This window comes from Burkholderia sp. LK4 (assembly GCF_001043615.1).
GTDB lineage: Bacteria > Pseudomonadota > Gammaproteobacteria > Burkholderiales > Burkholderiaceae > Burkholderia > Burkholderia cepacia.
On record NZ_LDUL01000009.1, the window covers coordinates 184021 to 196709 of the forward strand.

General features: G+C 64.0%; 14 protein-coding genes. 7 read left to right on the forward strand and 7 right to left on the reverse strand.

The annotated features are described in order from the left end of the window. Nucleotides 1-2: 2 nt before the first annotated feature. The 5 genes from VK92_RS04990 to VK92_RS05010 form a co-directional block, all read right to left on the reverse strand. Nucleotides 3-215, reverse strand: coding sequence for a tail protein X (locus VK92_RS04990; RefSeq protein WP_048025284.1), 213 nt, complete (start codon nt 213-215; stop codon nt 3-5). Next, the gene (locus VK92_RS04995) at nt 215-697 is read right to left on the reverse strand and encodes a head completion/stabilization protein (RefSeq protein WP_048025285.1); all 483 of its coding nucleotides are present in this window, start codon (nt 695-697) and stop codon (nt 215-217) included. Before VK92_RS04995 ends, VK92_RS04990 begins: the two co-directional genes overlap by 1 nt. 104 nt (nt 698-801) lie before the next feature. Continuing rightward, complete coding sequence (locus tag VK92_RS05000) at nt 802-1488, reverse strand: phage terminase small subunit (protein ID WP_048025286.1); 687 nt, start codon at nt 1486-1488, stop codon at nt 802-804. Further along, nucleotides 1485-2504: a phage major capsid protein, P2 family gene (locus tag VK92_RS05005; protein WP_048025287.1), complete on the reverse strand. Its 1020-nt coding sequence runs from the start codon at nt 2502-2504 to the stop codon at nt 1485-1487. The genes VK92_RS05000 and VK92_RS05005 overlap by 4 nt, the downstream gene beginning before the upstream one ends. 36 nt (nt 2505-2540) lie before the next feature. Then, nucleotides 2541-3359, reverse strand: a complete 819-nt coding sequence (locus VK92_RS05010) for a GPO family capsid scaffolding protein (protein ID WP_048025288.1) — start codon at nt 3357-3359, stop codon at nt 2541-2543. A 144-nt stretch (nt 3360-3503) separates the two neighbouring features. Here VK92_RS05010 and VK92_RS05015 point away from each other — a divergent pair, with 144 nt between their 5' ends. Further along, entirely contained in the window at nt 3504-5264 is a 1761-nt protein-coding gene (locus VK92_RS05015) for a terminase ATPase subunit family protein (RefSeq protein ID WP_048025289.1), read from the forward strand. Beyond that, nucleotides 5254-6312: a phage portal protein gene (locus VK92_RS05020; protein ID WP_048025290.1), complete on the forward strand. Its 1059-nt coding sequence runs from the start codon at nt 5254-5256 to the stop codon at nt 6310-6312. The genes VK92_RS05015 and VK92_RS05020 overlap by 11 nt, the downstream gene beginning before the upstream one ends. A 27-nt stretch (nt 6313-6339) precedes the next feature. Here the strand turns inward: VK92_RS05020 and VK92_RS05025 are convergent, their stop codons facing one another. Further along, nucleotides 6340-7041, reverse strand: a complete 702-nt coding sequence (locus tag VK92_RS05025) for an SOS response-associated peptidase family protein (RefSeq protein WP_048025291.1) — start codon at nt 7039-7041, stop codon at nt 6340-6342. 429 nt (nt 7042-7470) lie between these two features. Between VK92_RS05025 and VK92_RS05030 the strand changes: the two genes are divergently transcribed. Together VK92_RS05030 and VK92_RS05035 are read left to right on the forward strand one after the other, a co-directional pair. Beyond that, entirely contained in the window at nt 7471-7725 is a 255-nt protein-coding gene (locus tag VK92_RS05030; protein ID WP_048025292.1) for a type II toxin-antitoxin system RelE family toxin, read from the forward strand. Further along, on the forward strand, nt 7709-8035 hold the full coding sequence (locus VK92_RS05035; protein ID WP_036037045.1) for a helix-turn-helix domain-containing protein: 327 nt from the start codon (nt 7709-7711) through the stop codon (nt 8033-8035). Before VK92_RS05030 ends, VK92_RS05035 begins: the two co-directional genes overlap by 17 nt. Before the next feature lie 438 nt (nt 8036-8473). Here VK92_RS05035 and VK92_RS05040 read toward each other — a convergent pair whose 3' ends face one another. Then, nucleotides 8474-9676 carry an MFS transporter gene (locus tag VK92_RS05040; protein ID WP_048025293.1) on the reverse strand — a complete coding sequence of 401 codons (1203 nt, stop codon included), beginning with the start codon at nt 9674-9676 and terminating at the stop codon, nt 8474-8476. A gap of 358 nt (nt 9677-10034) precedes the next feature. Here VK92_RS05040 and VK92_RS41520 point away from each other — a divergent pair, with 358 nt between their 5' ends. The 3 genes from VK92_RS41520 (at nt 10035) to VK92_RS05050 (ending at nt 12436) form a co-directional block, all read left to right on the forward strand. Continuing rightward, nucleotides 10035-10304 carry a hypothetical protein gene (locus VK92_RS41520; protein WP_156190761.1) on the forward strand — a complete coding sequence of 90 codons (270 nt, stop codon included), beginning with the start codon at nt 10035-10037 and terminating at the stop codon, nt 10302-10304. Continuing rightward, nucleotides 10301-10630, forward strand: coding sequence for a helix-turn-helix domain-containing protein (locus VK92_RS05045; protein ID WP_048025294.1), 330 nt, complete (start codon nt 10301-10303; stop codon nt 10628-10630). Before VK92_RS41520 ends, VK92_RS05045 begins: the two co-directional genes overlap by 4 nt. Nucleotides 10631-10780: 150 nt before the next feature. Next, entirely contained in the window at nt 10781-12436 is a 1656-nt protein-coding gene (locus tag VK92_RS05050; protein WP_048025295.1) for a TIGR04222 domain-containing membrane protein, read from the forward strand. Nucleotides 12437-12689: the final 253 nt, after the last annotated feature.

A 12689-nucleotide genomic window follows, 5' to 3' on the forward strand; every position in this document is an offset into this window, starting at 1 on the left:
ATTCAATCCCATAACTGGAGCCGCTCGGCGCTGGATTGCGCCGCTTGCGGTACTTCGTCGGGCAGCTCGACGAGCAGCCCGTGAGGCAGGATCGGGCCGTACTGCGCCAGGTCCCGATTGAGGTCGAGCACCGACTCGACGACGCCGCGCGTGCGGCCGAGTACGCGCCAGCACAGCGCGTCGACGGTTTCCCCCTGCAGCGCACGCACCTGCATCAGATCAGCTCCACGGTGACGCGCGGGCGGCCGACGATGTCGCTGATTGCCCATCGGGCGTCGCGGCGCAGCTCGTCGCCCTGCGGCTCGAGCTCGTCGGCGCGGCGCGCACCGTCGCCCGTCGTGTCGTAATCGCGGTACCGCTCGATGAGCGTCGCCTTCGCCAGGCAGTACACGGCGCGCCGGTAGTGCTGCAGCAGCACGCTTTCGTCGTCGAGCCGGTCGGCCGGCACGTCGGCGAGCCGCACGATGCCGGCATCGCCCCACGCCGCGCGGGCGCTGCGTAGCTCGTCGTTCACGCTCGCGATCGCGGCGAGAAGCTCGTGCCGCAGACGTGCATCGGTGACGGAACCATCGAGGCGCATCGTGTCGCGCGCATGCTCGAGCGACACGTCCGGGTAAAACGGATCGTTCTTGATCGGCTTGGCTGATTCCGTTTCCACCGGCACACGCGACAGCGGCGGGGTCGAGACAAAGGTCATGGTCGGGCTCGTCGGGTTGAGACGGTGAGGCGGTGGACGGGGCTTTCGCGCGGACAGTGCCGGCTACGGCCCCGTGCCGCCTGGTGCGCGGGGTACGCTCGGTGTCAGCCACCGGGGCCGGACTGGCCCCCGTTGGCGGAATTCTTCAGCTCGCGCTCGAGCCGCTCGATGTCCTTTTTCACGCCCACATTCGCGAAGAGCTGCAACGCGCGGCGCAGGTGGTCGAGTGCCTTCGTCGGATCGGACGCCGACAGGCCGTAGCCGATGGCCTTGTGCAGCTTCGCGCGCACTTCATCGGGCATGTCGCATACGACGGTCAACCATTCGATCTCGAGCAGCGGCTCGACCTGGATCGGATCGCCCGCCCGGTTCGCACGCAGCGCGGCTTCGGCGAATTCCTCGACCAGCAGGCACGGTGTGCTGCGCTTGTACTGGTCGGGCAGCGCGAGTTCGTGGCGTACCGCGTACGCGCCGATCTCGAGTGCGCCTCGGAAGTCGCCGACGTCGATGCGCCAAACCATGATCGTCATCAGCACGTCGTCCTGGGCGCCCGCCGCGCCGTCCAGCACGCCGGCGACCCACGCGTCGTATGCGGGCAGAAACTGCCGCTTCAGGTCGGCCTTGCGCTCGAGCGACTCGACTGCCTTCAGCGCCCGGCGATGTTCGTCGAGCTGCGCGAGCATCAGCGTGTACGCCGAGTCGTCGCGCAGCCCGCCGACACTCGTCGGCGTGCCGCGCGCGGCCGTGGCCGCGACGGTGCGCTGGAAGTGTTGGCGGAACGGGTTCGTCATGCGCCACCCTGCGGAGCGGCCGGGGCAGCGTCGACGAGCTGGATGTCTTCGACCACGCAGCCCGCGCCGTACTGCTCGATCACGTACGCGTCGTTCGAGCTTTCATAATTCTCGATGCGATCCCGCTCGGGCACTTCCTTAAGCGAGCGCCGGCGCGCACTGATTTGCCAGTAGATCGACAGGTTGTCCAGGCGGGTGACCATCAGCGCATGAGCCGGGAAGTACGGAACGCTGACGGCCGGCAGGTTGCCGATGCGCTTCTGCGATACGACGATGTCAGTTGCGAGCGTTTCGGTCGACGGCTGCGCCTGGTTGATGAGCGGGAAATACTTGTCCTGGAGCAGCTCGCGGCCGCAGATAACGACGAGATTCGGATCTTCGGCGTACCACGGGTCGAGGAATTCGTTACGTGCGAGCGAAACGACAGCGTCGAGATTCTTGAATTCCTCGCCTTTGCCGATCTTCACGCCCGAGAACACGCGTTGTTTCGCGTTGTTGCGGTATTGCTGCAGCCAGCCGATGTTCACGTCCTGCAGCAGCGGGTTCGCGTTGAGATCGGTGTCGGCCGCGACCTTGACGCCGTTCCAGCCGATCATGATGCGATCGAGCGCCTGGCGCACGATGATGGAATCGCGCACGCGCGCCTGAAAATCCGGGAACTTCGCCCACGCGTCGAGCTGCTGGTAGCGAATATGGGTGTCGTAGTCCGTCTTCTCGCAGCGGTATTTCTGGTTGTCGAGTGCCGAGACGTCGCGAGTCTCACGCGCGCGTTTGGTCGTATCGGTTCGGCTCGCGATCGGCCCGGACACACCGAGGCCGATTTTCTCGCCTTCCATTTCCTCGACGCCGTGGATGTTGATGCGGCCGAGGAAGCTGCTCGATTCCTGAATTTTGGTTTCGAGCGTCTGCTGCACGCTCGGCGCGACCGAAAACTTCTTCGTTGCATCGCCGACGCCGTTCAGTTCCTGGATGCGGGCCAGGAACCGGTTGTACTGCTCGCGGGTAGTGTTCCGCATAGGTTCTCCGTCTTTTGAAAATGGGATGAGAGTCGGTTAGCAGTCGGTCTGCGCCCCGTTGTCGCTGCCCGTCGACATCGGCCGTTGTTGCTCGCTGCTGTCGGTACGCGACAGCTTCTGGACCAGGTCGCTGTGGCGTTTGTCGCCGTCCTTCTGTGCGCGCTTCAGTTCATCGAAATTCGTGTTGAATTTCTCGAGCTGCTCAAGCACCTGGCCCTGGCTTTCGGCGAGTGCGACGACCGATTGCGAGAGGTCGGAGAAGCGCTGGTCGTCGGAGGCTTTCTTGCGGTTCAGCAAGCCGGACACCTTCGAGAACAGCGAGCGGCTGGTGTCGTTCGTGCGCGGCGTTTCGTCGTCGAGTTCGATGTCGGCTTCGATCGCGGCACTGAACAGGTTTTCCGGGCGTTGCTTGCGCGTGTCGAACGCCTTGTGCTTCGCACTGAACTCGAGCATGTCGGTGCCGAGACTCGCCGGGTTGTCGGTGACGGCCAGGCCGACCAGATACGCCTCGCCGGTTCCAGCGAAATCCGGGTCGACTTCCATCGACGAATAGACCTTCTGGCGTTGCTCGGTGGTCATTTCGACCAGGTCTTTCGTCGGCGAGAGCTGGGCGAGCAGGCGCAGCTTGCCGTCCTGTTCGTCGGTCTTCAGCGCGATCACATCGCCGTACGCGCGGAACGCGCTGTCCGGATACATGCCGCGAATGTGTTCCATGTTGATGCGCGCGCCGTACGTCTTCGGGTCGTAGCTGCTCGCCATCTGCTCGAGCATCGTGCGATCGATCTTGCGACCGTCAGTGGTCGCGCCTTCCGTCGCGATGCAGAAAAACTTCGTCTTCTTTTCGTCCTGTGCCATGTGCGAATCCGCTGAGAGGGGGCTGAGTTCAGGGATTCCAGTGTCGGCAGTTCGAACCGGTGTCGCAACGCATGTTGGTTGTGCACGCAACCGATACAACCGGATGCAGTAGGGCCTACGCGCGCGCGTCGGTAGCCTTGCTGCATGACTGCACTTCCCATCGATTCAAGCGACGTTGATCCACGCCGACGCGCACGCGACCTGTACTGGCAGGGGTATCGCATCGCGCGTATCGCCGAGCTGCTCGGCGTGAAGCCGGCCACGCTATATAGCTGGAAAAAGCGCGATAGATGGGACGAGACCGAGCCGGTTGACCGCGTCAACATGACGATCGAGGCGCAGCTGATAAAGCTCGTCACGAAGGAGGCGAAGGAAGGGCGCGACTTCAAGGAAATCGACCTGCTGACGCGTCAGCTCGACCGGTTGCGATCGCGACCAGCGAACGACGCAAAGGTGAGCGAATCCGGGGGCAGTGGCGGCACGCGCCGATCACGTAGCTCGGACGACCGCAACGCGTTCAGCGAAGAGCAGATCGAGAAGTTGAACGATGCGTTCCTCGAATCGATCTTCGACTATCAGCGCACCTGGTATCGGGCAGGCTTCAAGGAGCGGATCCGCAACATCCTGAAGAGCCGGCAGATCGGCGCGACCTGGTACTTCGCACGCGAAGCGCTGCTCGATGCGCTGAACACGGGCCGCAACCAGATCTTCCTGTCGGCCAGCAAGGCGCAGGCGCACGTGTTCCGCCAGTACATCGTCCAGTTCGCGAAGGATGCGGTCGGCGTCGAGCTGCGCGGCGATCCGATGGTGTTGCCGAACGGCGCGACGCTGTACTTCCTCGGCACGAACGCGCGCACCGCGCAGAGCTATCACGGCAACCTGTATTTCGACGAGTACTTCTGGGTGCCGCGCTTCCAGGACCTGCGCAAGGTTGCGTCGGGCATGGCGATCCATTCGCAATGGCGCCAGACGTATTTCTCGACTCCATCGAGCCTCGCGCATGACGCGTACCCGTTCTGGTCCGGCGCGCTGTTCAATCGCGGCCGACCGAAGGATCAGCGCGTGTCGATCGACATCTCGAATGCGGCACTCGCGGCGGGCCGCGCGTGCGCGGACGGCCAGTATCGGCAGATCGTGACCGTCGAGGACGCCGTGCGCGGCGGCTGCAACCTGTTCGACCTCGAGCGCCTGAAGCTCGAATACAGCGCCGACGAATACGCGAACCTGCTGCTGTGCCAGTTCATCGACGATTCGCTGTCGGTCTTCCCTCTGGCGACGTTGCAGACGTGCATGGTCGACACCTGGGAAGTGTGGGACGACTTCAAGCCGCTGTACATGCGCCCGTTCGGCGACGAAGAGGTGTGGATCGGGTACGACCCGTCGCACACGGGCGACAGCGCGGGCTGCGTGGTCTTGGCGCCGCCGAAGTATCCCGGCGGGAAATTCCGCGTGCTCGAGCGGTTTCAGTGGCACGGCCTCGACTTCGAAGCGCAGGCCGCGAAGATCGAGGCGCTGACCGGGCGCTACCGCGTGACCTACATCGGCATCGATACGACCGGGATCGGGCAGGGCGTCTATCAGCTCGTCACGAAATTTTTCCCGGCCGCGACGGCGTTCCATTACTCGGTCGAGATCAAGACCGCGCTCGTGATGAAGGCGCAGAACGTGATCCGCAAGGGCCGGCTCGAATTCGACACGGGCTGGAAGGATCTCGCCGCGTCGTTCATGGCGATCAAGAAGACGATCACTCCGAGCGGCCTGCAGGTCACGTACAAGGCGAGCCGATCCGAAGAGGCGAGCCACGGCGACCTGGCCTGGGCGTGCATGCACGCACTCGCCAATGAGCCGCTCGAGGGCGCCACTGGCACCAATACCGGATTCATGGAGATTTTTGATGGCAGGTAAGTATCGACGCGGCGCAGGGCGCCGCACGCATGGCCGCGCTGAGACGGCAGCCGATTCGACGTTGGCGCCGGCACCTGCGCCGCGCGCAGAGGTTTTTTCGTTTGGCGATCCGATCGAAGTTATGGATCGGCGCGAGCTGCTCGACTACGTCGAGTGCATGCGGATGGGAAACTGGTACGAGCCGCCCCTGCCGCTCGACGGGCTCGCGCGCTCGTTCCGGGCCGCGCCTCACCACAGCTCGGCCATCTACGTGAAGCGCAACATCCTCGTGCAGTCGTACATCGAGCATCCGCTGTTGTCGCGGGCCGACTTCAGCCGGTTCGTGCTCGAGTACCTGGTGTTCGCGAACAGCTACCTCGAGCTGCGCACGAACCAGCTCGGCGCGCCAATGGCGCTGAAGTCGTCGCTCGCGAAGTACACACGGGTCGGCGTCGAGCCGGATCAATACTGGTTCGTGACGAACGTGCGGGAGCCGTACGAGTTCCCGAAGGGCTCGGTCTATCACCTGTACGAGCCGGACCTGAACCAGGAGATCTACGGGCTACCCGAATACCTGTCGGCGTTGAACTCGACCTGGCTGAACGAAAGCGCGACGCTATTCCGCAGGCGCTACTACAAGAACGGCAGCCACGCGGGCTTCATCATGTACATGACCGACGCGGCCGAGCGTCAGGAGGACGTCGACAATCTGCGTTCGGCACTGAAGAACGCGAAGGGGCCGGGTAATTTCCGGAACCTGTTCATGTACGCGCCCAAAGGGAAGAAGGACGGCATCCAGCTCCTGCCGATCGGCGAGGTCGCGGCGAAGGACGAATTCTGGAACATCAAGAAGGTGACCGTCGAGGATCAGCTTGCGGCGCACCGCGTGCCACCACAGCTGATGGGGATCATTCCGTCGAACGCGGGTGGGTTCGGTGACGTGGAAAAGGCGGCCGGGGTATTCAACGGCCTCGAGATCGAGCCGCTGAAAGCGCGGCTCCGGGAGCTGAACGACTGGATCGGGATCGAGGTCGTGCGGTTCCGCCCTTACGTGCCGCCGGCGCAGTAATGTGCCGCCGCATGCTGGTGGTGCCGGCTATTTTGTCGGCCGATCAGGCGCGGCGGCCATTTCGTCGGCCGGGTAGAGCTGCAGCATCGCGCGAGCAGCTTCCACGTTCTTCGTGTGCAGCCATTCGTCGTAGTCTGCCGGCCGTAGCATCACGACGCCCCGCTTCTCATCGTCAGGCCGGTGCATGAGGCGGAACAGCGGGTGTTCGTCCGCGTTGAGCGTCAGCATGGTCACACCGAACAGCACGCGGCCGTCTTCGCCCTGGTAGCGTCGCCAGATGCCAGCGACGCAGTAAGCGCTCCAGTCAGCAAGGCCGATCCGCTGCCACACGCATGGGCCGCGATCCCATCCGCCGCCGGCTTTCTGCGTCGCGTGAGGATATGACGGTTCAACGACATATTGCGCAGGGATCAGGCAGCGCTGGCCCTCGCGCCACGCGCGCTGATACAGGCGTTTCTCTGCGACCTCTTCGCCGCGCGCGTTGACGGTGTCGAATTTCTTCTGCTTCTTTCCGTTCTCGTCAAACTTGTCCGGCTGCATGAATTTCGGCCAGAAGCCAAACACGGCGTCGGTGACGGCGGAGCCGTCGCCGTCTGGAAGCACGGCAGGTGCCCGGTAGTCGGGCCATACGTCGACATCCCAGGGATCGCGGCGGAACAGGTCGCCGATGCCGATCTTCAGCTCGTTGATGCCCGGATCTTCGTTCGGTGCTTTGTAGTTGGTGCACATCACTGTCCCCTTTTCCTGTCCGACTGGCGCAACCGATTGCACCGTATCGGGAATCGATGCGCGCAGCTACACTGTATAAATATACAGGTATGTGTGATGGGAAGCGTACGATCAGGCTATGGCGTATTCATCCCGAAGCTCGACGGCCGGCCGTGTTGGACATGCGAGCACTGGAGCGGATACGTCGCGGGTAGCGACAGGACGGCCGTGTGCTTCCAGCCGGGCGCCGAGCACGTGCGCGCGATTGCAGTCTCGGGCTGCGCGTTCTGGGTCCGGGCGATCGGGCTGGATGAACTGACGGACGCGCAATGCGACGCGTTTGTACAGCGGTACCGGCCGGAATACCCGTTTCCGAAGCGCTCGCGCCCGCTGCGAAAATAACTTATAAAACACTTGTGGAAACTTATATTAAAACTTATAATCTTTCACATGAACTCGATCAAATGGACCCCAAAAGCATTCAAGCAACTGCGTAAGCTGGATCGCCAAGTCCAGACGGTCATTCGTGACAGCGTAGGTACCTTGGAAGCCATGCCGAACTGCCACAACGTGAAGTCCCTGACGAATCACGAGTATGGCTACCGGCTCAGGGTCGGCAACTACCGGGTTCTGTTCAACTGGGACGGCGAGGTCAAGGTAGTCGATATCGAGGAGGTAAAGAAACGCGATGAACGCACGTACTAACATCCAAATCATCAACGGGCCGGACGGTGCGCCGGCCTTTGTGGTGATCCCCTACGCGGAATACATGGCGCAGCGTGACGAAGAGCGCGACCTGATTCCACATGCTGTCGTAAGCGCAACGGTCGACGGGGCAACGCCCTTGCGCGCGTGGCGCGAATATCTCGGGCTGACGCAGGCCGAAGTCGCGACGCGGCTCGGCATCAGCCAGTCGGCCTATGCTCAACAGGAGAGCAGCGAGAAGCTGCGCAAGTCGACGCGCGAGAAGATCGCCGCTGCGCTCGGCATCACGGACGCGCAGCTCGACGTCTGACGAGCGGTCGGCCGGCAGCAAAAAGCCGCCAGGCACTTCGGTGCCGGCGGCTTTTTTGCGTCCGGCGCCTTTGCGTGGCCTCAGCGGATTTGGGCGCCTCAGAGCGGCCGCCGCCACGACGCACCTCAAGGGTCGGGCGAGCCCGCCGCAGGGCCGTGGCGGGCCGCCTGTCGCGTTGGATGCGATGTTCCAAGGGCCGGACCCTGACCCTCGGATGACGATTCAGACCCGGCGCGCGCAGTTGTGACCCCGCTCCACCTGCCCGCAAAATTGAACGGTTTTTATGCACTCATGCGCCCGGTGCTTGGGGCCGCCCGGCGCGTGTCGCGACGCGATCGGGGGGGCGATTTAGTTATGCAGTTTTATGCGCCTTGGTTATGCGGTCGAGCCAGTCGGCAGCTTACTGGGGAATCGGGGCAGGGGTCGCGCCATGTGTCATCACAGTTTGGTTTGCTGGGGCGCAAACCAGCACATCACCAATGGTGCGATGACCAGAGCGGCGCCTGCGAAGAATGTGGTCGGCGCACCGTATCGCTCCCACAGCCACCCGGCGAGTGCGCTAGCCAAGAGCATGCAAATACCGCTCGCGAGGTTGAATACTCCAAATGCGGTGCCACGCAGCGAGTTTGGAGAGGCCTCGGCCACCATCGCCGCCAGGATTCCTTGCGTGAAGCCCATATGTAGCCCCCACAGTGCCACGCCAACGAACAGGGCTATCCGGGAACTGCTTATTCCTAGCAGAACGTCTGCAGCGATCAGCAGGATCAAGCCGCTTGCCAAAAGCCCTCGCGGATCGACGCGGTCCGACAGTATTCCAATCGGATAGGCCGAAGCCGCGTAGGACAGACTCATCACAACCATTACAGCCGGAATCCACGCAAGGTCGAGACCAGTCTGCTGTGCACGGAGCACCAGGAAGGCTTCACTGAACCGCGCTAGCGTGAAGGTTGCACCGATAACAACGGCAATCCAGTAACGGGCCGGGAATTCTCGTAGTGCATGCCAGTGCAATGGCGAGCGAAACCGACCCGACGAGTTGGGAGTGTCCGGCTCCCGGACGCCGAATACGATGAGCGCTACCGCGAGGAATGCCGGTACAACGGCAAACCACAGGACTACCTGAATATGATCGGCGAACCATAGCATCAAGACTATTGCAACCAGGGGCCCAACGAATGCGCCGACAGTGTCCATCGACTGTCGAAGGCCAAAGCACGCACCGCGAATTTCTGGCGGGGCCACGTCGGCGACAAGTGCGTCGCGCGGCGCGCCACGAATACCCTTGCCCACCCGGTCGAGAAGACGGGCGGTGACGACTATTCCTGGGCCACTTGCCAGTGGAAACAGTGGTTTCGTGAGGGCTGCGAGGCCGTAGCCCAACAGCAAGAGTCCTTTGCGGCGGCCTAGCCAGTCGCTGATTGCACCAGAGAAAATCTTGACGATCATCGCGGTCGCTTCCGCTGCCCCCTCCAGTATGCCGAGCGCGGCAACACTCATACCCATCGTTGTGACGAGGTAGATGGGCAGCAGCGCATGTACGAGTTCGGATGAGAGGTCCATCAAAAGACTGACGAAACCTAGCGCCCAGACCGTGCGCGGAATGATGGGGCGTGCGGTAATTGAGCGAGAAGTTGTCGGCATTGTTGAATGGCTATGGTGGCGGGCAACAACATTTTGCCATCTCACCATTAACGCGTTCTTAACAAGGTTCAGTGCTGCACTGAATCGCCCGGTCGCACGCTGACGTCACGCAGAATCCCCGCAGGAAAGCCATCTGGGCAGGTGGCACGCGCGGAATTCGGGGGCACCCTGTCGGAAACACTGGCAGAACGGGGTGGCACATATTCTTGGGGACTGCCACTACAGTGAAATTACAGTTTGGGTGAGCTTGGACAGCCCTGATTGACCTTGATTAGCCTTGGTTTTGCTGATTGCGAGTCGTGTAAGGCATTGATTTGTAAAGGGTCTTGGTGTGCCGGTAAAACTCCGAAGGCAGGGGTTGCTGGTTCGATCCCAGCCGGGCGCGCCAAAACATGCCTGTTCAGGCGTTCGGTGGTTTCGCCGTCTCATCCGCATCACCATTTCTCCGCTTGCAGTAATATTTCGGCCTGCCATCAGCGTGGCGGTTTCCGAACGCACGCGTCCGACCGAGCGAAACCTTGCACCGATGTCGTTCGACGCACCCGAAGCCCGCCTGAAACACCGACTGAGCATGTCGACCGAAACGACGAACAGCCGCCCGGAAGCCGGCGCCGCGATCACCGCATGAGCAAATCCCTCCCAGTCCAGATCATCAACGGCCCGGACGGCGCGCCAGCCTTCGTCGTGATCCCGTACGCGGACTATCTTGCGCAGCGGTGCGCCGCACGTGACCTGATTCCGCACGAGCTCGTGACGCGCGTCGTGTTCGACGGAAGCTCGCCAGCCCGCGCGTGGCGCGAGCATCTCGGCCTGACGCGGGCCGAGGTCGCGCGGCGGATCGGCATCAGTCGCTCGGACTACGCCAAACAGGAAAAGCGCGGGAAGCTGCGCAAGTCGATGCGCAAGAAGGTCGCGGCCGCGCTCGACATCACGATCGCGCAGCTCGATTTCTGACTTTCCGACCCGCGGCGCAACGCGGCGAGCGGCCCCGCATGCAGGTGGCCGGCACGCCGTCGCGCCGCCTCGCCGATGTGCGAGAATCCCCCGCAACGACAACTCCAAGCGTCGATCGCGGCGGCCGTCCGCGCATCGCGCCGACTCCCGATGGCTGCCATTCCGTCTACCTCGACCGCAGTCGATGCCCGCGCGCTGACCGGTGCGCAGCACGCGCTGCTCGCGCGTCTGCACGCGTATTCCCCTGACGACCCGAACGCGCCGCTACCGTACAGCCGGCGTCTTGCCGAAGCCGAAGGCTGGTCGCATGCGCACGCGCTGGCCGTGATCGACGAATACAAGCGCTTCGCGTTTCTCGCGCAGGCGGCCGGACACCCGGTCACGCCGTCGGTCGCGGTCGATGCCGCATGGCATTTCCACCTGCAATACACGCTCGAATACTGGGACGTCTTCTGCGCCGGCGTGCTGCGCGCGCGGCTGCATCACATGCCCGGCACGGGCGCGCCGGACGAGGCCGCCGTGTACGCGCAGCGTTATCGCGACACGCTGGACAGCTATCGCCGGCTGTTCGGCTGCGAGCCGCCGGAGTCCATCTGGCCGCGGCCAGCCGACTTGCGTGCCGCATCCGGATCGCCGCGCCCGGAACCGTCGGCCGCGAACGGGGCGGGGGACGCGAATTCGCCTGCCGCCGTGCAGGCGCGCAGAACCTGGCGCGACCGGCTGCCGAAACTCGCGTGGCCGGCCGCCGCCGCGAGCGTCGCGGCGACCTGCGCATCGGCGCAGGACTTCAACGTGCTGAACTACGCGGGGCCGCAGTTTCTCGCGTTCTATGTGCCTGCGTGTGTCGTCGCGTTGTTGTTGATCGTCGTGCTTCAGGCGATCGAGTTCCGCTGTCGACGCTGGGGCGGGCGTACGCGCAAGGCGTCGGCCGACCTGAGCACCGACGAAGTCGCCTATCTCACCGGCGGCGAAGCACGGGTCGCCGAGGTCGTGACGATGTCGCTCGCGCAGGCGGGTGCGGTCGACCTGTGGACCGCCCCCGGGCAGGGTGGCTGCGTGCAGATCGCCGACATGGAACGTGCGGGGCGCCATGACGACCACTGCGCGTGGCTCAAGGAGCAGCCGTCCGGCACCGTGAGCTACGACGTGTTTCGCAAGCGACTCGCCGGGTATGCGCAGGAGGTCGTCGACGGAATGCGCGCACAAGGCTGGCTGTGGGCACCCGGCGAGATGCGCGCGTCGCGCCTGGCCGCGCGTGCGATCGTGCTGATCGTACTGGGCACGGGGGCCGCCAAACTCGCGATCGGCCTGAGCCGCGGGCGACCCGTGTTGCTGCTCGCGGTCTGCATGGTGGTGTTCGCGGTCGCGTACCGGATCGTCGTGCGGCGGCTGACCGGTTTCGGGCGCGGTGGGGCGACGGCTGCCGGGCGGGCCGCGCTGCTTGCGCGCCGGATCGCGCACGATCCGCGTGCCGCGCGAAATCCGCAGCGCCCGCAACCCTCGCAACCCGATGCGCACGCAGCGCAGCAGGCGCAGGACCGCGAACGCGACGACACGGACCCGTTGCTGTGGACTGCCGCGCTGTTCGGTGCGGGTGCGCTGGCCGGCACCGCTTGGTCGGTGTATTCGCAAACCGTGCAGACCGCGTCGCGGATGTCGTCCCTCGCCGCGCTGAAAGCGGGTAGCGGCAGTGCGTTCGATGCATCGGACAGCAGTTGCTCGTCGTCGAGCTGCAGTTCGTCGAGTTCGTGCAGTTCCAGCTCGTGCAGTTCGAGTAGTTGCGGCGGGTGTTCGTCGAGTAATTGAGTGCGGGAGAGTGAGCGGCGCACACCGTTGGTGAAGGCGGCGGCAGCACATCGCCACGGCGGCCGGCTCCGGTGACGGAACGTGCCGGCCGGATCGAAGCGACGCCTCCGCCGACGTGTGAGCATCACGAAGGAAAACCGGGCGCCAATGCCCGAGCGCCGAATGATGCACGCGCCCGTCATCGGCCGGCGACGGCAATTCCACGCGCACGCGCGGCGCAGCCGGGCCGCGGACGCGAGACCCCACCAGTCCC